Origin of the sequence: Methylopila sp. 73B (genome assembly GCF_000526315.1) — a bacterium.
Classification (GTDB): domain Bacteria; phylum Pseudomonadota; class Alphaproteobacteria; order Rhizobiales; family Methylopilaceae; genus Methylopila.
In genome coordinates, this window is the sequence record NZ_JAFV01000001.1 from 1964519 (window position 1) to 1984628 (window position 20110).

The 20110-nt window shown below is 68.4% G+C and carries 18 protein-coding genes, 1 pseudogene and 1 riboswitch; of the genes and pseudogenes, 11 read left to right on the forward strand and 8 right to left on the reverse strand.

What is annotated here, in order from left to right:
* Positions 1 to 101 precede the first annotated feature (101 nt).
* Both K244_RS0109545 and K244_RS0109550 read left to right on the forward strand, forming a co-directional pair.
* A complete protein-coding gene (locus K244_RS0109545) occupies positions 102 to 902 on the forward strand; it encodes a DeoR/GlpR family DNA-binding transcription regulator (RefSeq protein ID WP_020186034.1) in 801 nt (266 codons plus the stop codon).
* Between the two features lie 75 nt (positions 903 to 977).
* Complete coding sequence (locus tag K244_RS0109550; protein WP_020186035.1) at positions 978 to 1373, forward strand: hypothetical protein; 396 nt, start codon at positions 978 to 980, stop codon at positions 1371 to 1373.
* 34 nt (positions 1374 to 1407) lie between these two features.
* On the opposite strand, the gene K244_RS0109555 is transcribed toward K244_RS0109550, so the two are convergent.
* Positions 1408 to 2565 (reverse strand): aminotransferase, encoded by a 1158-nt coding sequence (locus K244_RS0109555; RefSeq protein WP_024816411.1) that lies wholly within the window; start codon positions 2563 to 2565, stop codon positions 1408 to 1410.
* Between the two features lie 483 nt (positions 2566 to 3048).
* On the opposite strand from K244_RS0109555, the gene K244_RS0109560 reads away from it, so the two are divergent.
* Positions 3049 to 4119 carry an ATP-binding cassette domain-containing protein gene (locus K244_RS0109560; protein ID WP_020186037.1) on the forward strand — a complete coding sequence of 357 codons (1071 nt, stop codon included), beginning with the start codon at positions 3049 to 3051 and terminating at the stop codon, positions 4117 to 4119.
* Positions 4120 to 4126: 7 nt separating this feature from the next.
* Here K244_RS0109560 and K244_RS22650 read toward each other — a convergent pair whose 3' ends face one another.
* Both K244_RS22650 and K244_RS0109570 read right to left on the reverse strand, forming a co-directional pair.
* Positions 4127 to 5917, reverse strand: a complete 1791-nt coding sequence (locus K244_RS22650) for a diguanylate cyclase (RefSeq protein ID WP_024816412.1) — start codon at positions 5915 to 5917, stop codon at positions 4127 to 4129.
* A gap of 342 nt (positions 5918 to 6259) precedes the next feature.
* Complete coding sequence (locus tag K244_RS0109570; protein ID WP_020186038.1) at positions 6260 to 7033, reverse strand: SDR family NAD(P)-dependent oxidoreductase; 774 nt, start codon at positions 7031 to 7033, stop codon at positions 6260 to 6262.
* Positions 7034 to 7295: 262 nt separating this feature from the next.
* On the opposite strand from K244_RS0109570, the gene K244_RS0109575 reads away from it, so the two are divergent.
* Entirely contained in the window at positions 7296 to 8162 is an 867-nt protein-coding gene (locus K244_RS0109575) for a DUF2189 domain-containing protein (protein ID WP_020186039.1), read from the forward strand.
* 77 nt (positions 8163 to 8239) lie between these two features.
* Here K244_RS0109575 and K244_RS0109580 read toward each other — a convergent pair whose 3' ends face one another.
* Positions 8240 to 9586 (reverse strand): sorbosone dehydrogenase family protein, encoded by a 1347-nt coding sequence (locus K244_RS0109580; protein ID WP_020186040.1) that lies wholly within the window; start codon positions 9584 to 9586, stop codon positions 8240 to 8242.
* Positions 9587 to 9911: 325 nt separating this feature from the next.
* Here K244_RS0109580 and K244_RS0109585 point away from each other — a divergent pair.
* Positions 9912 to 10223: pseudogene (locus K244_RS0109585) on the forward strand (GGDEF domain-containing protein); the annotation flags it as partial.
* 58 nt (positions 10224 to 10281) lie between these two features.
* Here the strand turns inward: K244_RS0109585 and K244_RS23550 are convergent.
* From K244_RS23550 to K244_RS0109600, 4 genes are all read right to left on the reverse strand, one after another.
* Positions 10282 to 11688, reverse strand: coding sequence for a hypothetical protein (locus K244_RS23550; RefSeq protein ID WP_155931666.1), 1407 nt, complete (start codon positions 11686 to 11688; stop codon positions 10282 to 10284).
* 105 nt (positions 11689 to 11793) lie between these two features.
* Positions 11794 to 12423, reverse strand: coding sequence for an urease accessory protein UreG (gene ureG / locus K244_RS0109590; protein WP_020186042.1), 630 nt, complete (start codon positions 12421 to 12423; stop codon positions 11794 to 11796).
* Complete coding sequence (locus K244_RS21735; protein ID WP_020186043.1) at positions 12420 to 13310, reverse strand: urease accessory protein UreF; 891 nt, start codon at positions 13308 to 13310, stop codon at positions 12420 to 12422. The genes ureG and K244_RS21735 overlap by 4 nt, the downstream gene beginning before the upstream one ends.
* On the reverse strand, positions 13311 to 13757 hold the full coding sequence (locus tag K244_RS0109600) for an urease accessory protein UreE (protein ID WP_020186044.1): 447 nt from the start codon (positions 13755 to 13757) through the stop codon (positions 13311 to 13313).
* 309 nt (positions 13758 to 14066) lie between these two features.
* A riboswitch (guanidine-I (ykkC/yxkD leader) is annotated at positions 14067 to 14175 on the forward strand.
* A 101-nt stretch (positions 14176 to 14276) separates the two neighbouring features.
* Between K244_RS0109600 and K244_RS0109605 the strand changes: the two genes are divergently transcribed.
* The 6 genes from K244_RS0109605 (at position 14277) to K244_RS0109630 (ending at position 19985) form a co-directional block, all read left to right on the forward strand.
* Positions 14277 to 15335 carry a putative urea ABC transporter substrate-binding protein gene (locus K244_RS0109605; protein ID WP_020186045.1) on the forward strand — a complete coding sequence of 353 codons (1059 nt, stop codon included), beginning with the start codon at positions 14277 to 14279 and terminating at the stop codon, positions 15333 to 15335.
* A 165-nt stretch (positions 15336 to 15500) separates the two neighbouring features.
* Positions 15501 to 16322, forward strand: a complete 822-nt coding sequence (locus tag K244_RS0109610; protein WP_020186046.1) for an ABC transporter permease — start codon at positions 15501 to 15503, stop codon at positions 16320 to 16322.
* Positions 16319 to 17083, forward strand: a complete 765-nt coding sequence (locus tag K244_RS0109615) for an ABC transporter ATP-binding protein (RefSeq protein ID WP_020186047.1) — start codon at positions 16319 to 16321, stop codon at positions 17081 to 17083. Before K244_RS0109610 ends, K244_RS0109615 begins: the two co-directional genes overlap by 4 nt.
* Positions 17084 to 17417: 334 nt before the next feature.
* Complete coding sequence (locus tag K244_RS0109620) at positions 17418 to 18623, forward strand: agmatinase family protein (protein WP_020186048.1); 1206 nt, start codon at positions 17418 to 17420, stop codon at positions 18621 to 18623.
* Positions 18624 to 18840: 217 nt separating this feature from the next.
* Positions 18841 to 19371, forward strand: coding sequence for a hypothetical protein (locus tag K244_RS0109625; protein ID WP_020186049.1), 531 nt, complete (start codon positions 18841 to 18843; stop codon positions 19369 to 19371).
* A gap of 20 nt (positions 19372 to 19391) precedes the next feature.
* Positions 19392 to 19985 (forward strand): HupE/UreJ family protein, encoded by a 594-nt coding sequence (locus tag K244_RS0109630; protein WP_020186050.1) that lies wholly within the window; start codon positions 19392 to 19394, stop codon positions 19983 to 19985.
* Positions 19986 to 20110 lie beyond the last annotated feature (125 nt).

Consider the following 20110-nt stretch of genomic DNA (forward strand, 5'->3'; position numbering starts at 1 on the left):
AATCCGGCGCCCAGTATGACGTTTTGACTGTCGGCGACGAGGCTTTGCGCCTAGGTTCTGGGAACAGCGTCGCCCCGCTCAGAGCCCCGCGAGACCCCGCAATGTCGCTGAAGCGCCAGAACGACATCCTGCAGGCCGTCCGGGCGAACGGCAGCTTCAGCATCGCCGAGCTCGCCACGCGGCTCGCGGTCTCGACCGAGACGATCCGGCGCAACGTCCAGCCGCTGATCGACGACGGCGCGCTGCTGCGCTTCCACGGCGGCGTGATGCTGCCGGAGGCGGTCGACGAGCCGCCGTTCCAGCGGCGCATGCAGGTGAACCACGAGGCCAAGTGGGCGCTGGCCGGCATCGTGCGGGATCAGGTCCGCGACGGCGACAGCCTGATCCTCGACAACGGCACGACCTCCGCCTACGTCGCCGACGCGCTCGCGTCGCACTCGCGCCTGACGGTCGTCACCCACTCCGTCCAGATCGCCTATCGCCTCGCCTCGCGGAACGGCAACCGCGTGTTCTTCGCGGGCGGCGAACTCTCCGGCGAGGACGGCTCGGGGATCGGCCCCTCCGCGATCGAGTTCGTGCGGCAATTTCAGGTGCGCTACGCCTTCATCTCGGTCGGCGGCATCACGCTCGGCGGCGAACTCGGCGATTTCCATCTGTTCGAGGCCGAATTCGCCCGCGCGGCCCTGCAGCAGGCGCAGGAGACCTGGATCATCGCGGACGCGACCAAGTTCGGCCGCGAGGCTCCGGTGAAGGTGTGCCAGCTCTCGGCGGTCGACGCGATCGTGTCCGACGGCGCGCCGCCGGCGGAGTTCGCGGCGAAGTGCCGGGCCGGCGGCGTCCGTGTGCTGACGCCCCAGATGTCGAGGCTGGACCGCGCCGCGGCCGAGCGTCCGCAGGGCTGATCCCCGCCCTCTGGTCCCGCCGGCGGTCCGCCCCACTTCGGTCGGCGACGCCGAATCTTGTTCGAGGACCCGACGATGGCCGCACTCATCCCCACACCGTCGCGCCGCGACGCGGAAATCGCCTCCACGGCGCTCGGCTGGCTGACGCTCGCCCTCGCGGCGGTGGAGTTGGCCGCGCCAGGGCGGCTGTCGCGCTCGCTCGGCCTGTCGGCGAACCACCAGTTCCTGAAGGGCTTCGGCGCGCGCGAGATGGCGACCGGCGCGGGCCTGTTCGGCTGGCGAAGGGGCCGCGGACGCTCGTTGTGGATCTGGGCGCGCGTCGCCGGCGACGCGATGGACATCGCGACGATCGCCCCGGCGCTCAGCCGCGACAACCCGAAGCGGAAGGCGGCGATCGCGGCTTTCGCGGTCGTGGTCGGCGTCACCCTCGTGGACGTGCTCTGCGCCCGCGCTCTCGACGACCGCGACTAACGCGCAGGGCCGCCGCCCTGCGCGGCGCGACCCGTCACCGCAAAAAACGGCCAAGACGCTCCAGCGCGGCGTCGAGCACCGCGTCGTCCTTGGCGAAGCAGAAACGGGCGACGGTCGTCACCTTGTCCTCGGCGTAGAACGCCGAAACGGGGATCGCGACGACCTCGCCCTCGCGCGCCAGCCGCGTGCAGAAGGCGACGTCGTCGGCCACGCCGAGCGGCGCGAGGTCGATGTTGAGGAAGTAGGTTCCCTGCGTCGGAAGAACCGTGAAGCCGGCGCTCGCGAGGCCCTCGGCGAACCGGTCGCGTTTGGCCTGCAGCCCCGCCCGCATGGCGTGGAACCACGCGTCCTCCTTGGCCAGCCCATAGGCGACCGCCGCCTGCAGGTTGGGCGGGGTGGTGAAGGTGAGATACTGGTGCGCCTTCGACAGCGCGCCCATCAGGAGCCGGGGCGCGCAGACGAGGCCGACCTTCCAGCCTGTCATTGCGAAGATCTTGCCCGCCGAGCCGATCTTCACCGTGCGGTCCTTGAGCCCTTCGACGGCGAGCGCGGAGACGTGGGCCGCGCCGTCGAAGGTGACGTGCTCCCAGACCTCGTCCGAGATCACCACCACGTCCGTGCCCTCCACAGCGCGGGCCACCGCCTCCAGCGTCTCGCGGCCATAGACGGCGCCCGCGGGGTTGAGCGGATTATTCAGCAGCACGGCCTTGGTGCGCGGGCCGATGGCGGCTTTCAACGCGGCCTCGTCCAGCCGCCAGTCCGGCGGCGAAAGCTTCACGAAGCGGGGCGTCGCGCCGGCCCGCAGCGCGAGCGGCAGATAGGCGTCGTACATCGGCTGCAGCAGCACGACCTCGTCGCCGGGCTCGACCAGCGCGAACAGCGCGCCGGCGAGCGCTTCGGTCGCGCCCGAGGTCACCATCACCTCCGCATCGGGATCGAGATCGAGCCCCTGCCAACGGGCGTAGTGCGCCGCCGCCGCGGCGCGCAGCTCGGCCAGGCCCATCATCGGCGGGTACTGGTTCCAGCCGTCGACCACGGCCTCCGCCGCCTTGGCCCGCACGTCGGCGGGACCGGGGGCGTCGGGAAAGCCCTGGCCGAGGTTGATCGCGCCGGTCTCCCGCGCGAGCCGGGACATGGTCTCGAACACGGTGACGGGCAGGTCGGCGAAGACGGGGTTGAAGCGAAGCGACATGCTGGGGAGCGACACGCGGACGGGAGAGACGAGAAGGCGGGCGGAGGACGCTTGGCTTACGCGGCTTCAGGCCCGCGTCAACGTCGGCGCGTCCCTCGACAGGACGAGCACGCGTCTATCGCCGAAATCCAAATGATCATAATTACAATCTACAAAATCTATATGCTTTTCAATTGACCTTCATCGATGCGGCGGGCATGGTGCCGACGTTACGGCCATCGGGTCGAGCCGCGGCTCGACGCGCGGACGATCCCACGATCGCCTGAGGCAGGCCGCCGACCGCCAGCAACAGGCGAAGCGCCGCCGCTTCGCCAACACGCCGCGCCAGACGCCCTCTGGCGGACGGCGACCGAGGACACGCCGAATGACGACGCCGTCGAAACGCGGACGCTGTTGACGATTACGTCGTAAGGCGCGCTCGCCGCGCGCCGCGTCTCCTCTAAGATGATGTCGCCGGCGCGAACGTCGGCCTCGAGGCCCGCCATGAACGTTCCTCTCCGCGCTGCGCCGTTGGCCGCGGCGCCCAGCCCATCGGTCCCTTCGGACCACATCCTCTTCGAGGACGTGCGCCTGACCTACCGCGCCAGCGACGGCGTGGAGATCGTCGCGCTCGACGGCGTCAGCTTCTCGGTGCCGCGTGGCGGCGTGGTCGCGGTCATCGGCCCGTCGGGCGCCGGCAAGTCGTCGCTGCTGCGGCTGGCCGAAGGCCGCGAGCGCCCGACCGCCGGCCGCGTGGAGATCGCAGCGTCCGGGGGGGCCGCGCCGTCCGTCGGGGTGCTCGCGCCGCACGCCGCTCTGGATCCCGCTCTGACTCTCGCCGAAAATCTGGCCGCCCCGCTCCGCCGCGCTGGCCGGCCGGAGCCGGAAATCGCGCGCGAGATCGAACAGGCGCTGCACTACGCCGGCCTCGACGCCGAGCGAAACCGGCGGCCGGGCGAACTCGCCACCGGCGAACGCCGGCGCGCGGCGCTCGCGCGCGCCCTGTCCGGCGGACGCGACGTGCTCCTGCTCGACGAGCCGACCTCCGCGCTCGATCCCGACAGCGCGCAGGAGCTGCTCGCCGCGGTGACGCGCGCGAGCGAGGAGCGCGGCGCGACCGTACTGCTCGCGACCCACGACATGGCGGCCGTGACGACGCTCGCCGGCGCCGTGGTCGTCATCGACCAAGGCCGGGTGGTGGAAACCGGGCGCACCTCGCGCATCTTCTCGCGGCCCGAGCACAGGGTGACGCGCCGGTTCGCCGCCGCCGCGCCCGGCGCCGCTCTCCCGCCGTTCCTGCGCGGCAAGCTCAAGACCTCTCCCTCGCCGCAGGGCAAGGCCCTGCTCCGCCTCGGCTTCGAAGGCCCCGCCGCGACGCGCCCCGTCCTTACCCACGTCGCGCGCGAGCTCGGCTTCGACCTCGGCATCGTCGCGGGCTCGATGGGGGCGCTGAGCGGGGATCCCTTCGGCGTGCTGATCGTGGCGGCTCCGTCCGACGAGCCTTACTTCACGGCGGCCGTGGAGCGGCTCGAGGACAACGGGCTGGCGGTCGAGACGCTCGGCTTCGTCAACTGACGCCGCTTCAAGCGACCCGTCCCGCCCCGCCGAAGAACCGCCAGGTGCCGCGGCCCGCCTTCTTCGCCGCGTAGAGCGCGCGGTCGGCGCGGACCACGAGGTCGTCGTCCACCTGCGCCCCGACGCCCGCGACCGCCACGCCGATCGAGACGCTCGGCGTCACCTCGAAGCCGCCGCCGAAGACGGTCTCCGCGAGCACGGCGCAGAGGCGCTCCGCCAGCGAGTCGAACTCCGCCGCCGTCTGGCCGGACGCGATGACCGCGAACTCGTCGCCGCCAAGGCGCGCGACGAGGTCGTCCGCGCGGGCGGCGGTGCGCAGGCGGATCGCCGTCTCCTGCAGCAGCGCGTCGCCGGCGGCGTGGCCGAAGGTGTCGTTCACCTGCTTGAAGTGATCGAGGTCGATCAGCACCACTGCGATGCGGCCGCCCATGCGGTCAAGCCGCGCGGCGGCGCGCAGGAGGCCGCGTTCGAACACGCCGCGGTTCGCGAGGCCGGTGAGAGGGTCGTGGGTCGCGAGATGCTCGAGCGCCTGCTCGAGGTTCTTGCGCTCCGAAATGTCCGTGAGGGTGCCGACCGCGCGCACCGCATGTCCCTCAGCGTCGCGCTCGACGATCTTGCCGCGATCGAGCACCCAGACCCAGTCGCCGTTCTTGTGGCGGCACCGCATCTCAGCCTCGTAGAACGCGGTCTCGCCCTCCGCATGGGCGTCGAACGCGGCCCGCGCCTTCGCCAGATCGTCGGGGTGGACCAGCGCGTCCCAGGCGCTCGAGCCGTTGAACTCCTCCGGCTCATAGCCGAACATCCGGCACGCCCTGGGGCTGAAAAACCCCTCGGCGGTCGGCACGTGCCAATCCCACAGACCGTCGTTCGCGCCTTCGAGCGCGAAGGACAGGCGCTGCGCGTCCCGATCCAGCGCCGCGAGCTCGCGCCGGCGCTCCGACATGATGACGGCGACCAGCAGGGCGGGGACGGTGGTGAGCGCCAGCATGGCCTGAAGCGGTAGAAGGACGGAGGAGCGGTTCAGGTCCGTGACGTCGGGCCAGAAGTCGAAGAACGCCGCGCCAGTGACGCAGATCGCGAAAACGGACGCGGTGAGCGCGGTGGCGAACACGCCGAAGCGCAGCGCGAACCACAGCAGCACGGTCGCGCTGAGTTCGATCAGCGCCAGGGTGCCCGTAATCGGCACGAGCACGCCGGCGACGGCGAGCGCGAGACACGCCGCGCCGAGCTCCAGCCTGCGCAGCCGCCGACGTCGCGCATCCGTTCGCCGGGTATCCCACCCCCCGAGCCGGGCGGCGAGCCGCTCGCGCCGGATGCGCCAGAACAGGAAAGGCGGCACAAGCAGGATGAAGTTCACCGCCTCCACCAGCCACCAGGCTATTGTGGCGTGGAAGGGATCCGCGACCGTCTGGACCGAGGCCGTCGCGACGCCGCCGATCAACGCGCCGGGAATCGGCGCCGCGGCGGCGACGAAGAACAGGCGCACCACCTTGCGCACCGTCGAGGGCGCCCCTGTCCCGACCTTCGTCCAAGACAGGCCGAGGCATGTCGCCAGCACGGTCGACGCGTTCGCGACGCCGAGGACGGCGGAGAGGATCAGCTCGCCGTCGAGCGCGTAATGGGCCGCCGCGTTGGCGAGACCGATCGCGGCGATCTCCGGCCACGGGCGGGGGCGGCCCCAGACGATGAGCATGCCGATGGCGATCGCCGTCGCGGGCCACACCACGACGACGCCCATCTGGCGTCCGAACACCAACGTGGCGTAGGCGAGACCGCCGTAGACGCATATCAGCGCCACGATATCGATCCCGCGTTTAGCCCCGGATCCCCTCATGGGCCAAGCGACCTTCTGCGACAAACCTGCGGCAGGATAGCCTGAACGCGCTTAGGATTGGTTGATCGATCACTTCAAACAGCGAACGAACCGAACATGCCTCGTTCATAGAGTGTGGAACAGCGGTCTTGCGACCGACGCGTCCACCGAGCGCTGCGCTCCCCTCCGGTTCGCGTCGCATCCTGGTTTGCCGCAAGCAAAGGCCCGCCGCGGCGATCATCGCCCGCGCGAGCGGCGGCGCGGCGAGCAGCGTCGCCGGCGTCACGAGACGGGCGAGCCGCCGCAGCACGCCCGTCTCGCCCCGGGTCACCCCCGATTGACGTCGAAGGCGGAGAAGGCCTGCTGCGTCGGCATGACCTGCAGCCGGTTGATGTTGACGTGGCGCGGCAGCGTCGTCGTCCAGAAGATCGTCTCGGCGACGTCGTCCGCGGTCATGCCCTCCATCCCGGCGTAGACGTTCGACGCCTTGTCGGCGTCGCCCTTGAACCGGGTGAGCGAGAACTCGGTCTCCACCATGCCGGGCTCGATGTTGGTGACGCGCACCTTCTTGCCCTGCACGTCGGAGCGCAGCGCGAGCGCGAACTGCTTCACGAAGGCCTTGGTGCCGGCGTAGACGTTGCCGCCCGGATAGGGGTAGTCGCCCGCGACCGAGCCGATGGTGACGATGTGGCCGCCGCCGCGCGCGATCAAGCCCGGCAACGCGGCCCGCACGGTGTTCACGAAGCCGGTGACGTTGGTGTCGATCATCGTGTGCCAGTCCGCGATGTCCGCGGTCTGCGCCGGGCCGAGGCCAAGCGCGAGGCCGGCGTTGGCGATCACCACGTTGACGTTCTTGAACGCGTCCGGAAGGCCTTCGAGCAATGCTTCGGTCGCCGGCAGATCGCGGACGTCGAGGGCCGCGACGTGCAGCGCGTCGCCGAGCTCCGCCTTGAGCGCGTCGAGCCGCTCGACGCGCCGCCCCGTGGCCACCACCTTGGCGCCCTCCGCCACGTAACGGCGCGCCAGCGCCTCGCCGAAGCCGGAGGTCGCCCCGGTGACGAGCACGACGAGGGTCTTGGGGTCGATCATGGCGTAGGACATCGGCGGGCGTCTCCAGACAGCGGCCGGCCGCGCGCCTGCGCCGCCGGTTCGGAACCGATCGCCGAGATAGCGCAACGGACGCCCAGCGCCAACGTCGCGGCGCGCGAGGCGCGCCCGCGCGATTTCTGCTGACGCCTGAGGTCATCGGGCGTAGCCTTCGATCCAAAGGGAGTTCGCGGCGCGTTCGTGACTTCTGATTACTGTCACGTTCGTCTTGCTCTGACGCAGCGGCTCCCGACACAACGTCAGGGAGGTTACGAACATGACCGGAGCCATCCGGAATCCCCTGCAATGGGGCGTCGACGGACTGGGCGAAAGCGTCGAGGCCTTCGGGGCCGCCAACCACAGCCTGCGACGACCCGCGACGGAGTACGAGACCACGCGGCCGCGCGTGCGCCGGATCGGCCTCGGCGATCTCGGGATCGCGCTCCGCCTTGGGCTCGACGACTTCCTCGCGGCGCGCACCGACGTGCTTTTCATCGGGCTGATCTACCCGCTCGCGGGCCTGATGCTCTGGGCGATGACGCTGCACGAGAACATGATCCCGCTGCTGTTCCCGCTGACCGCGGGCTTCGCGCTGATGGGGCCGTTCCTCGCGCTCGGGCTCTACGAGCTCAGCCGGCGCCGCGAGGCGGGCGAGATCGCCACATGGGAAGCGGCGATGGGCGCCTTCGCGACGCCCTCGGGCGGCGCGATCCTCAGGCTCGGGCTGATCCTCACCGCGCTGTTCGCGGCCTGGCTGCTGACGGCGATGGCGATCTACGCCAGCGTCTACGGGTGGGAGACGCCGACCTCGCTCCGCGCCTTCGCGGAAGACGTGCTCGGCACCCGCCGCGGCGGGGAGCTCATCCTCTACGGCTGCGGCGCCGGCTTCCTGTTCGCGCTCGCGGCGCTGTCCATCAGCGTGATCTCGTTCCCGCTGCTGCTCGATCGCAAGCTCCGCGTCCGCACCGCGGTCGCCGCCTCGGTGCGCGCGGTGGCGAAGAACCCGGTTCCCATGCTCGCCTGGGGCGCGCTGGTGGCGGCTCTGCTCGTGCTCGGGTCGTTGCCGCTGCTGATGGGGCTGATCCTGGTGCTCCCGATCCTCGGACACTCGACCTGGCACCTCTACCGCCGGGTCATCGTCTGATGGGGCCTGAACGGACGAAGGCCGCGCGTCCAGCGGGACGCGCGGCCTTCAAAGAGAAAGCTCCAGAAGCTCAGCGTTTAGCGGGAGGCTGTCGCGGCGCCAGCCGTCACGCGCCAGACCTTGTTTCCGACATCGTCGGACACGAGAAGAGCGCCCGTCTTGTCGAAGGCGACGCCGACCGGCCGGCCCCAGGCGGTGCCGTCCGTCATGAACTCGGTCAGCACGTCTTTGGGTTCGCCGGCCGGGTTGCCGCCCGAGAACGGCACGAAGATCACCTTGTACCCGGACGGCGGGTTCCGGTTCCACGACCCGTGCTGGCCGACGAAGGCGCCGTTGCGGAAGGCCTCCGGCAACGCGGTTCCTTCGGCGAAGGTCAGGCCGAGCGAGGCGGTGTGCGGCCCGAGCGCGTAGTCCGGCTTGATCGCCTTGGCGACCAGCGCCGGCTGCTGCGGCTGCACCCGCTCGTCCACGTGCTGGCCGTACCAGCTGTAGGGCCAGCCGTAGAAGCCGCCGTCCTGCACTGAGGTCATGTAGTCCGGCACGAGATCGGAGCCGATCTCGTCGCGCTCGTTGACGGCGGTCCAGAGACGTCCGTCCTCCGGGTTCCAGGCGAGCCCGTTGGGGTTGCGCAGGCCGGAGGCGAACAGACGCGAGGTTTTGGCCGCGGGATCGACCTCGAGGATCGCCGCGCGGTTGGTTTCGTGCTCCATGCCGTTTTCGGCGACGTTGGAGTTGGAGCCGACCGTCACATAAAGCTTCGCGCCGTCCTTGGAGGCGATGACGTTCTTGGTCCAATGATGGTTGATTGGGCCGCCCGGCAGGTCCACGACCTTCTCCGGCTTGGCCGTGATCTCGGTCGCGCCGTTGGCGTACTGCACCGCCACCAGCGCGTCGGCGTTCGCCACGTAGAGCCGGTCGCCGATCAGCGCCATGCCGAAGGGCGACATCAGGTCCTTCATGAAGACCGTCTTCACCTCGGCCTTGCCGTCGCCGTCCGCGTCGCGCAGCAGCATGATCTTGTTGGGGCTCTCGACGCCTGCGCCGGCCTGGTTCTTGACGAGGCCGGCGACCGCGTCCTTCGCCCGCGCGAACAGGCTCTTCTGTCCAGCGCTCTCGTCCTTGGGCGGCGCGTTCGACTCCGCGACGAGAATGTCGCCGTTCGGCAGCTTGTAGAGCCAGCGCGGGTGATCGAGCCCGTCGGCGAAGGCGGTCACGGTGAAGCCCGGCGCGGCCTTCGGCGTCTTGCCCTCGGGCCACCCCTTGGCGTCCGCCACCTTCACGGTCGGAATCCAGCTCTGCTTCGGCTGGGAGAGCACCGGATTGGGCCCGTAGGTCTTCTCCAGTGGAACCGACGCCTCCTCCCCGCAGGCCGCAAGCGACAGGCACGCGGCGGACAGCAGAAGGGCTTTGGAATGGGGAAGCATGACAGGGGCCTTTCACGGCGCGCGACGGCGTATCCCCGACGCGACGCAAGGGAAACTCAAGGCGAGAACGTGGGCAGTCGGCTGAGGTTCCGCGCACGCACGACGCCGTGATGATCGCCCGTCGCCGCACGCGCGCGCTTCGTTAATGCAAGGCCTCTAATATGCGGCCGATCTCACGCCAGCACCTCTTTCGACCCTATGTTTCCGACGCCCGACTTCAACACGCTCCGCCTTTGCAGTCTGGTCGCGAGCATCGCCTACGCCGGCGTGTTTCTCTCGCTCTGGCGGGGCCGCTCCAGCGAAAGCCACCTGCTCCGCCGGCGACGCGGTGCTGGCGACCTTCGCCGCGGCGGTGATGGCGCTGTGCGTCGCCGGCCGGGGCGCGACGCTGGTCCGGCTCGGCGGCGACGAGTTCATGGCGGTGCTGCCGCGGGCGACCCAACTGCGCGCTCAGCGGTTCGCTGAGCAGGTGCTGGCCGCGGCGACGGCCGGCGCGCCCGGCCTGCCGGCCTGGACGGTGAGCGTCGGCGTCAGCGCGGTCGAAATCCACGAAACCGATCTCGCGCCGGCGATGGCCCGCGCCGACCTCGCGCTCTACCGGGCGAAAGCTCGCGGCCGCAACTGCATGGCGGCCTGACGCCCAAGCCTCACGCCGCGGCGCGGGAGAGCCCGCCAGCCTCCGCGATAGCCATTCGTTAGATGCTGGCCGTTTCTGACTGTCCTATTGCCGACTGAGCTTCAATATTCCCCTCTAACGCCTCGTCATCTACACCAACTCGGGGCGATTTTATTTTGATGGGAATTCCAAATTTTGCTTTAAACGCCTCACGAAATTTTGCATCCCTCCGAGCTTCGCGGAATACAGGCCAATTTTCGTAGTCAACGGGCGCATCCTCAGATCCACGACCATGCGTCTCCATCAAAGAGATCAAGTCGGGTATCCTACCTTCAATTGCACAAACGCATATCTTGAAATCTGTACTTACGGCCGTCCAATCAAACCGACTCAACACTTCCTTTGATTTGTCGAATTCTTTTATCATTTTATATGAATTCGCAAGATTTATCGCCATCATTCGCTTTGTTCTCTCAGAAATAACTCCGCGTATATTTAACCCGTATTCAAGTATATCTATTGCTTGATTATATTTTTTATCGACCACCAATTTATAGGAATGAATATTTAATGATTCATTTGGACATACACCACAATCTAAATCTAGCTTTCTCCATACCAAATGAGCCAGTTTGAAATAAAAATCGTACAATACATGAACGGATCTTCGGTAGTATCCCGAATCCACACTCAACTTCGTTCCTGCAGTTACCCCCGCAGCGAAACCGAATTTCTTTCCAAGAGCTACATACGAGCCAGACACCACACCTGACGTATGTGTAAAAAGGTTACGGCGGGCGCATATCTCCATAAATTCCGGCCAAAGAGGATAATTCTTAATAATTTCAGCATTAAGAGCTTTCTCAAACCATTGTACCTGAGAATCGTGGCCATCCCGCATTAATCTTTCTACTTCTTCGCTTAGGATTTTTTCTTTAAGTTCGTCAAGATTAGAGTGAGTAAGGATATCAGAAAGCGCTACCGTTTTTTCCTTGCCGAAAATGTATGACGATTTGTTTATACAAACAACTTTTGCCAGTCGAGCAATATAATCGTCAAGTGTAGCAATCATTCCGATGATCGCTATTTTTGGGAGTTCTCTACGAGACCTTCCCCACGCGACTATTTCTTCACTACGCTTAATAAGTTCGACTATATGAACATCATCAATTTCAAAAATTTCGAAATCACCGCCAAGCTCTCGCGAATGTGATTTCTCTGTTACAAATTTAACGAGCTTCTCCGTAACTATCTCTCGTCCTATTTTTGCGTTGAAGTAGAATAATAATTCAAGTGGGCCCTGATAAACCTCCATATCGGTGTCAAAATTTCTTAATATGGATTCAATATTTACTTCGTCTGAAATTTTATCGGGCAAGGACGCCGCCAAACTCTTTTCGGCACGTGTCTCTGACAGTTGATCTCGCTCTAGGGCCATCATGTGACCAGATATTTTGCCATCTTTCTTTTCAAAACGAACAAACATGGGCTACCTTGTGAGATTGATAATATATCAACCGCAAGCGTAGCATCCTCAAGAAGAGGTTGTCGTTATAATTTTCTTGCGGCCTCGGCTGATCGTCGCTTTCGGCTACGCCGCGGCGCGGGAGAGCCCGCCGGCTTCCGCGATGAAGCGCAGCACGCGGTCGAGCCCCTGCCCCGTCTTCATGTTGGCGAACACGAAGGGCTTGCCCCGCCGCTGGGCGGTCGCGTCGCGGTCCATCACCTCGAGGCTGGCGCCGACCATGGGCGCGAGGTCGATCTTGTTGATCACCAGCAGGTCGGAGCGCGTCACGCCCGGGCCGCCCTTGCGCGGGATCTTGTCGCCGGCCGAGACGTCGATGACGTAGATCGTCAGGTCGGCGAGCTCCGGCGAGAACGTCGCCGCGAGGTTGTCGCCGCCGCTTTCGATCAGAATCAGCTCCAGCCCCGGAAACCGCGCCACGAGGTCGTCGACGGCGGCGAGGTTGATCGAGGCGTCCTCCCGGATCGCGGTGTGCGGGCAGCCGCCGGTCTCGACGCCGAGGATGCGCTCGGGCGCGAGCGCGCCCGAGCGGGTGAGGAACTCGGCGTCCTCCTTGGTGTAGATGTCGTTGGTGATCGCCGCGAGGTTCACCCGGTCGCGCAAGCTCTTGCAGAGCGCGTCCATCAGCGCGGTCTTGCCGGAGCCGACCGGGCCGCCGACGCCGACGCGCAGCGGGCCGTGGGGGGATGCGGTCATGTGCGGAACAGCCTCGTGCGTTGGGTTTCGTGGCGCATGGACGCGATGTCGGAGCGGAACGCCGCGCCCGAGACATCGTCGAGCGGGGTGCGCGCCGCACGGCCGGCGGCGGCAAGCACCGCCGGCTCCAGCGCCGCGAGCGCCCGGAGTCCGTCGGTCTGGCCGAGCGGCACCAGCCGCACCGCGGCGGAGATCAGGTTCGCGACGCCCGCGTGCAGGAAGGCCGCAAGCGCGGGATCGCGCGGCAGGCCGTGACCGGCGCTCGCAAGCGCCACCGCGACGGAATAGGCGACCGGACCGTCCCAGCCCTGGGCGAGATCGAGCGCTGAGGTCGGCGCCGAGGCGCGGATCGCGGTGAGGAACGCGGTCCCTTGCGCGAAGCTCTCGAGCCGCCGTTCGCGCGACGGCTGGAACGCCGCCGCAAGCTCGGCCACGGCGGCGAGCCCCGCGGCGTCGCCTTCGGCGACCGCGTCATGGGCGCGGGCGAAGAACACGGCGTCGGACCCGAGCCCGCCGTGCGCGAGCAGCGCGTCGAGCCAGTCGACAAGCGCCGCGCGCGTCGTGACGTCGCCGATCTCGACCGCCCACTCCAGCCCGTGGCTGTAGGAGAAGGCGCCGATCGGGAAGGCCGGCGACAGCCAGGTGAGCAGCTTCAGGAGGCCGGCGTCGGCCCCAGGAAGGCGGATGTCGGCGTGCGCGCCGTCACCTCTCCCCGGCGGGGAGAGGTCGGCCCGCAGGGCCGGGTGAGGGGGAGCCTCGTCCGTCCGTGGGCTTGAAGCCCCCTCACCCGCAAGGCCTGCGCCTTGCGACCTCTCCCCGCCGGGGAGAGGTGAAGCGGAGCCCTCTGCGGGGTCGTCGAGCCGCGCGGCGTGTTCCGACCTCGGCATCTAACCGTGGCCGTGGGCGTGGTAGGCGCCGCGTTCCGGGGTGAAGGGACGCGTGACCTCCGTCACCGTGGCGCCGAGCCCGCGCGCCATGTCGGCCAGCACGTGGTCCGGCTCGATGTAGATCGCGTCCTCGCGGATCTCCGCCGGCGTGTGGCGGTTGCCGACGTGCCAGGCGAGCCGCGCAAGGCGGAGCGGCGACGCGGCGGTGATCGCGAGCAGCGGCTGGGCCGCGGCCCTCACCAGCACGAGCCGTCCGTCCTCCAGCGTGAGCGCGTCGCCGTCTTCCAGGGCGGCGGGTTTTTCGAGGTCGAGCAGCACGTCGAGCCCGCCCTCGCAGGCGAGCGCGATGCGGCGGCGCTGGCGACCCTCATGATCGAGCGTCACGACGTCCACGGTCCGCTCGGGGCGCACGGCGGCGCGGCGGAGAACGGAGACGGCGCGGATCATGGGGAGTCTCGACCAGAAAGCGGGATGCGGGAGGGCGCGACTATGGCGGAGCGGGAGCCGGCCTGTCCACGGCGCAGAGCGCGCGGATGGGAGGCGAACGCCGCCTACAATTTAGGCGTCTGCTGTGGGTCGGGCTGTCCGCCCCCGTCCCGGCCCTGACCCGGGACACAGAACCTCGGTCGCCCCGGAGCCGGGGCCGAAGCTTTTCGCGCCGTCGAAGTCGTTGCGTTTCCGGGCCCGACCGACGGCGCGGAGACGGGGGAACGCGTTTGCGCTTGCCCATGGCACGCGCCTTGCTGCAGGTTGCCCGTGCAGTGCGTCTAGGGTTCCGGCCGTCCGATCAGGGCGGCGCTGGTCCGAGAGACGCACTCTCCGCTGAGCATGCGGGGAGACACGGCGGGGCAAAATCCCGGGAGGTCACTGCACGGGTTCGTCGCCGCGAACCGACCTCCATTGCTTTCGTGCGCGGCGGACTCCGAGGACACCACGGCCCACACGGCCGACCGAGGAGCGTTCCGCATGCTACGCAGGCTCATCGCCGCTCTCGCCCTCTCCGCGACCGTCTTCGCGCCTTCCGCCGAAGCGGCGCCGAAGAAATCCTTCGAGATCGCCTGGACCATCTATGTCGGCTGGATGCCGTGGCCCTACGCGGCCGACAGCGGCATCGTGAAGAAGTGGGCGGACAAGTACGGCCTCGACATCAAGGTCACGCAGATCAACGACTACGTGGAGTCGATCAACCAGTACACCGCCGGCAAGTTCGACGGCGTCACGCTGACCAACATGGACGCGCTGACGATCCCGGCCGCCGGCGGCGTCGACACCACCGCGGTGATCGTCGGCGACTTCTCCAACGGCAATGACGGCATCGTTTCGAAATCGGCGAAGTCGGTCGCGGACCTGAAGGGCGAGAGCATCAATCTCGTCGAGCTTTCGGTCTCGCACTACCTGCTCGCCCGGGCGCTCGAGGGCGCGGGTCTGTCGGAAAAGGACGTCAAGGTCGTCAACACCTCCGACGCCGACATGGTGGCAGCCTTTAAGGCGCCGGACGTGAAGACGGTCGTTACCTGGAATCCGCTGCTGGCCGAAGTGAAGGCCGAGCCGAACGTGACCCCGCTGTTCGACAGCGCGAAGATCCCCGGCGAGATCATCGACGTGCTCGCCGTCAACACCGAGACGCTCAAGGACAACCCGGACTTCGGCAAGGCGCTGGCCGGCATCTGGTACGAGACGCTGGCGCTGGTCACGGACCCCGGCGAGAAGGGCAAGGAAGCCCGCGCCGCCATGGGCAAGCAGTCCGGCACCGACCTCGCGGGCTTCGACTCGCAGCTTGAGGCCACCAAGCTCTTCGCCAAGCCGGCCGAGGCGGTGGCCTTCGTCGAGAGCGCCGACATCGTCAAGACCATGGACCTCGTGCGCACCTTCTCCTTCGACCACGGCCTTCTCGGCGAGGGCGCGAAGTCGAAGGACGCGGTCGGCATCGGCTTCGCCGGCGGCAAGACGCTGGGCGACGCGGGCAACGTGAAGCTGCGCTTCGATCCGACCTTCATGAAGATGGCCGCCGACGGGAAGCTGTGACGGGCGCCGCGGCGATGCGCTCCGCGCGCGTCATCCCGGCCAAGCGTAGCGAGAGCCGGGATCGTCGTTCGCGCGGGACTCCGCGTCTCCGCTCCTTATGCGTCGAACGATCCCGGATCGGCCGTCGGCCGTCCGGGATGACGGCCTGATCTCCACGGAGTCTCCATGCGTCGCGCCATGAACATCCGTCCGAGCCCGGGCGGCCGCCTGCTGCTCGCGATCATCCCCTTCGTGCTGCTGGCGCTCGTCTACGTGCTGGGCTCGGCGGAGCGTCGGGCGGTCAACCCCAACGACAAGCTGCTGCCGCCGTTCTCCGAGATGGCGACCACGGCGACGCGCATGGCGACCGAGCCGGACAGGCGCACGGGCGAAATCACGATGGTCGCCGACACCGCCGCCAGCCTCCAGCGGCTCGCGCTGGGGCTGGGCCTCGCCACGCTGATCGGGCTTTCGCTCGGCGTCGCGATCGGCATCCTGCCGGTGGCGAACGCCGGCGGCGGGCCTTTGGTCGGGGTGCTGTCGATGATCCCGCCGATGGCGATCCTGCCCATTCTGTTCATCGTGTTCGGGCTGGGCGAGGTGTCGAAGGTGGTGTTGATCGTGATCGGCATCACGCCGCAGATCGTGCGCGACATCGCGATGACGGTGCAGGCGATCCCCGTCGAGCAGCTGGTGAAGGCCCAGACGCTCGGCGCCTCCACCTGGCAGACCGTGCTGCGGGTCGTCCTGCCGCAGGCGCTGCCGCGCCTGATCGAAGTGGTGCGGCTGCAGATCGGGCCCGCGTTCCTGTTCCTGATCGCGGCGGAGGCGATCGCGGCCGACAGCGGCCTCGGCTACCGCATCTTCCTCGTCCGCCGCTACCTCGCGATGGACGTGATCCTGCCCTACGTCGCCTGGATCACGCTGCTCGCCTTCATCATGGACTGGGCGCTCGCCAAGCTGTCGCGCTCCGCCTTCCCCTGGGCCTACGCGGGAGAGCGCCGATGAGCGCGATCTCGGTCCGCGACGTCTGGGTCGAGTTCGGCGACCAGATCGTCATCGAGAACCTCAACCTCGACATCGCCTCGGGCTCCTTCGTCTCCGTGGTCGGCCCCTCCGGCTGCGGCAAGAGCACCTTCCTGCGCATGGTGCTCGGCCAGGACCGCCCGACGCGCGGGAACCTGACGCTCGACGGCAGGCCGCTGCCGGACGAGCCAGGCGCCGACCGCGGCGTGGTGTTTCAGCGCTACTCGGTGTTCCCGCACCTCACGGTGCTCGGCAACGTGCTGTCGGGCTACGAGTTCGCGCAGGCGCCGCTGCTCGGAAAGCTGTTCGGCGCCGAGCGCCGGGCCGCGATCGCGAAGGCCGAGGAGCTGATCGTTGCGGTCGGCCTCGGAGCGCACCGCGACAAGTACCCGAGCGCGCTGTCCGGCGGCATGCAGCAGCGCCTCGCCATCGCCCAGGCGCTCGCGAAAGACCCGAAGGTGCTGCTGCTCGACGAGCCCTTCGGCGCGCTCGACCCCGGCACCCGCGTTCAGATGCACGCGCTGCTCAAGCCGCTGTGGTCGCGGCTCGGCATGACCGTGATCATGGTCACCCACGACCTCAAGGAGGCCTTCACCCTCGGCACGCGGGTGATCGCCTTCGACAAGACCCGCCATGATCCGCAGGCCCCGGGCCGCTTCGGCGCCCGGATCACCTACGACCTCGATCTGACCCGCGACGTCGCAGTGCCGGTGCTGGGGTTCGAGAAGAGGGCTGCGGAGTGATGCGGGGCGACAGGTCGTTCTCCGATGACTTCGCCGCAGCAGGCGCACGAATCCCTCCTCGCGCGAAGCGTGGGGAGGGTGGCCCTTGGCGAAGCCAAGGGTCGGGTGGGGCCTTCGGCGCCGAGCGCGACGCCGGGCGCACCCCACCCGACCCCGCTGTCGCGGGGCCACCCTCCCCTGTCCCCGGGGAGGGATCCCCGCGCTTCATAATGAACACGGTCCCGGCTCTCCGCTTCGCTGCGGCCGGGATGACGCCTGAGTTCTGCCCGCTGATGACGTTCCCGCGCGCTCAGGCGCCCGGGAAGACGGCCAGCCTTACCCAAGGAGAAGCCGAATGACCTCGTCACCCACCCGCCGCCGCCGCCTCGCCGGGCTGAGCGCCTCGCGCGAACGCCTGCGCCGCCACCATCCTGACTTCACCAAGATGGACACGCAGGGCTGGAAGGCGCTCGACGCCGAAAGCCGGCTGCCGGAGACCATGTGGCGCAAGGAGCAGCAGTGGGCGCTCGACATGGGCCTGCCCGGCGCGGACAGCATCACCGACAAGTCGATCCCGACCTTCGCCCGCGGCGAGCTTCCGCACTTCGCCGGCATCAACACCTTCATGAAGGCGCCCTACGTCGAGAACGTGCGCGACGTCGGCAACTACGACGCCGCGGTGATCGGCATCCCGTTCGACAGCGGCACCACCTACCGCCCGGGCACCCGCTTCGGGCCGCAGGGCGTGCGCCGCATCTCGGCGCTCTACACGCCCTACAACTACGAGATGGGCATCGACCTGCGCGAGCAGATGACGCTGTGCGACGCCGGCGACGTGTTCACGATCCCCGCGAACCTCGAGAAGAGCTTCGACCAGATCACCCGTGGCGTCAGCCACATCGCCTCGTCCGGCGCGCTGCCGATCATGATCGGCGGCGACCATTCGATCGGCTTCCCCTGCGTGCGCGGCATCGCGGACGTCACCTCCAAGCGCATCGGCATCATCCACTTCGACCGGCACATCGACTGCCAGGAGAAGGATCTCGACGAACGCATGCACACCACGCCCTGGTTCTGGGCGACCAACCTGCCGAACGTGAAGCCCACCAACCTGGTGCAGCTTGGCATCGGCGGCTGGCAGGTGCCGCGCTACGGCGTGAGCGAGGCGCGCAAGCGCGACACCAACGTGCTGACCATCGACGACGTCGAGAAGTTCGGCCTGGAGAAGACCGCGGAGATCGCGCTCGAGCTCGCCTGGAAGGACGCCGACGCGGTTTACATCTCCTTCGACGTGGACTGCATCGACTGCGGCTTCGTGCCGGGCACCGGCTGGCCGGAGCCGGGCGGGTTCCTGCCCCGCGAGGCGCTGAAGATCCTCGGCCTCGTCTGCGCGCCGGGCATCTGCGGGCTGGAGGTCGTCGAGGTCTCCCCGCCCTACGACACCTCCGACATCACGGCCCTGTTCGGCACCCGCGTGATCGTGGAGGCGCTGGGCTCAATGGTGGCCCACGGCACGCTCGGCAAGCACAAGTCGATCATCGACAAGCCGGTCAGCTTCTGATGGGCGCGCCACGGGTATCGAGTGCGTGCTTCGAGACACGCGCGCTTCTCACCTCTCCCCTGTGGGGAGAGGTCGGCCCGCAGGGCCGGATGAGGGGGCGCGCGTCATCCGGAAAGCCTGCAAGCCCCCTCACCCGCTCGGCTTCGCCTCGCGACCTCTCCCCGCTGGGGAGAGGTGAAGGCCACAGCCTCATCGAGCGCTGCTGAAGGAGATCTCCATGCACGACGGACACGACCACCCCCACGAGCACATGGGAGGCCATTCCCACGGCCACGCCCATCCCGGCCACGCGCACGCCGGCCCCGGCCACAACGCCGGGCCCGGGCGGAACGTGCAGTGGCAGACGCCGCACCTGCCGCACGGCCATGCGCCACAGCCGGAGAACCCGCGCACGACCGACCTCGACCTCGTCGAGGCGGCCTTCGTGGAGGCCTTCTCGGCGGCCTCCGACCCGACGAGCCTCCTCCGCGTTGCGGGCATCCCCTTCGTGGGCGAGGACGCGGCGGGCCGCCGCTTCCACCTGCTGCGCGTCGAAGTGAAGGACCGCGTCGACGTCGGCGCCGTCGCTCCGCTTCTGGGCGGCGCGGGCGTGCGCTACGATCCGCTGCCGGCTAAGATGACTTCGCGCCGCCGGGCGCTTGCCTTCCTATTCCACGACGGCCGCGCCGTCGTCCGCCTCGACTTCGCCGCCGCGCGCGCGCTCAGCGACCGTTCGGCAGCCTCCCGCTTCGACACGCCCTCGGCATGATTCCCTCCGGAGACAGATCCATGCGCCGTTCCCTCCTCCGCGCCGCGCTCGCCGGCGCATCCGTCCTCGCCCCCACCCTCGCGCTGGCCCATCCCGGCCATGGCGAGGCCTTCGGCTTCGCCGCCGGCGTCGGCCACCCCGTCGGCGGCCTCGACCACGTGCTCGCCATGGTGATGGTGGGCGTGTTCGCCGCCCAGCTCGGCGGCCGCGCTCTGTGGGCCGTGCCGGCGACCTTCGTCGCGGTGATGGCGCTCGGCGGCGGGCTCGGCATGGCGGGCGTCGCGCTGCCCTTCGTCGAGACCGGCATCGCGCTCTCGATCGTGGTGCTCGGCGCGGCGGTCGCTCTCGGCGTCAAGGCGCCCGTCGCCGCCGCCATGGCGCTCGTCGGCGTGTTCGCCACCTTCCACGGCTACGCCCACGGCGCCGAAGCGCCGGAGACCGCGAGCGGCGCGGCCTACGCCGCGGGCTTCCTGCTCGCGACCGCGGCGCTCCATGCGGCCGGCGTCGGCTTCGGCCTGCTCACGGCGAAGCTCTCGGCCGCGAACGGCGGCCTCGTCGCCCGCGCGGCCGGCGGCATCGCCGCGCTCGCGGGCGTCGTGATCCTGCTGGGCTGAGGAACGCCGATCAACCGACAGCGCCGGCAGTTCAGCCGGCGCTGCGTGCTTCGAGACGCCTCGCTAACGCGAGGCTCTTCCACCATGAGGAGGTCTTCCCTCCAGGAGCCCTCCACCTCCTCATG

Excerpts from the sequence above, each read along its gene's own strand:
- K244_RS0109545 (WP_020186034.1), top strand. The coding sequence starts at position 102 with ATGTCGCTGAAGCGCCAGAACGACATCCTGCAGGCCGTCCGGGCGAAC.
- K244_RS0109550 (WP_020186035.1), top strand. The coding sequence starts at position 978 with ATGGCCGCACTCATCCCCACACCGTCGCGCCGCGACGCGGAAATCGCC.
- K244_RS0109555 (WP_024816411.1), bottom strand. The coding sequence starts at position 2,565 with ATGTCGCTTCGCTTCAACCCCGTCTTCGCCGACCTGCCCGTCACCGTG.
- K244_RS0109560 (WP_020186037.1), top strand. The coding sequence starts at position 3,049 with ATGAACGTTCCTCTCCGCGCTGCGCCGTTGGCCGCGGCGCCCAGCCCA.
- K244_RS0109570 (WP_020186038.1), bottom strand. The coding sequence starts at position 7,033 with ATGTCCTACGCCATGATCGACCCCAAGACCCTCGTCGTGCTCGTCACC.
- K244_RS0109575 (WP_020186039.1), top strand. The coding sequence starts at position 7,296 with ATGACCGGAGCCATCCGGAATCCCCTGCAATGGGGCGTCGACGGACTG.
- K244_RS0109580 (WP_020186040.1), bottom strand. The coding sequence starts at position 9,586 with ATGCTTCCCCATTCCAAAGCCCTTCTGCTGTCCGCCGCGTGCCTGTCG.
- K244_RS23550 (WP_155931666.1), bottom strand. The coding sequence starts at position 11,688 with ATGTTTGTTCGTTTTGAAAAGAAAGATGGCAAAATATCTGGTCACATG.
- ureG (WP_020186042.1), bottom strand. The coding sequence starts at position 12,423 with ATGACCGCATCCCCCCACGGCCCGCTGCGCGTCGGCGTCGGCGGCCCG.
- K244_RS21735 (WP_020186043.1), bottom strand. The coding sequence starts at position 13,310 with ATGCCGAGGTCGGAACACGCCGCGCGGCTCGACGACCCCGCAGAGGGC.
- K244_RS0109600 (WP_020186044.1), bottom strand. The coding sequence starts at position 13,757 with ATGATCCGCGCCGTCTCCGTTCTCCGCCGCGCCGCCGTGCGCCCCGAG.
- K244_RS0109605 (WP_020186045.1), top strand. The coding sequence starts at position 14,277 with ATGCTACGCAGGCTCATCGCCGCTCTCGCCCTCTCCGCGACCGTCTTC.
- K244_RS0109610 (WP_020186046.1), top strand. The coding sequence starts at position 15,501 with ATGCGTCGCGCCATGAACATCCGTCCGAGCCCGGGCGGCCGCCTGCTG.
- K244_RS0109615 (WP_020186047.1), top strand. The coding sequence starts at position 16,319 with ATGAGCGCGATCTCGGTCCGCGACGTCTGGGTCGAGTTCGGCGACCAG.
- K244_RS0109620 (WP_020186048.1), top strand. The coding sequence starts at position 17,418 with ATGACCTCGTCACCCACCCGCCGCCGCCGCCTCGCCGGGCTGAGCGCC.
- K244_RS0109625 (WP_020186049.1), top strand. The coding sequence starts at position 18,841 with ATGCACGACGGACACGACCACCCCCACGAGCACATGGGAGGCCATTCC.
- K244_RS0109630 (WP_020186050.1), top strand. The coding sequence starts at position 19,392 with ATGCGCCGTTCCCTCCTCCGCGCCGCGCTCGCCGGCGCATCCGTCCTC.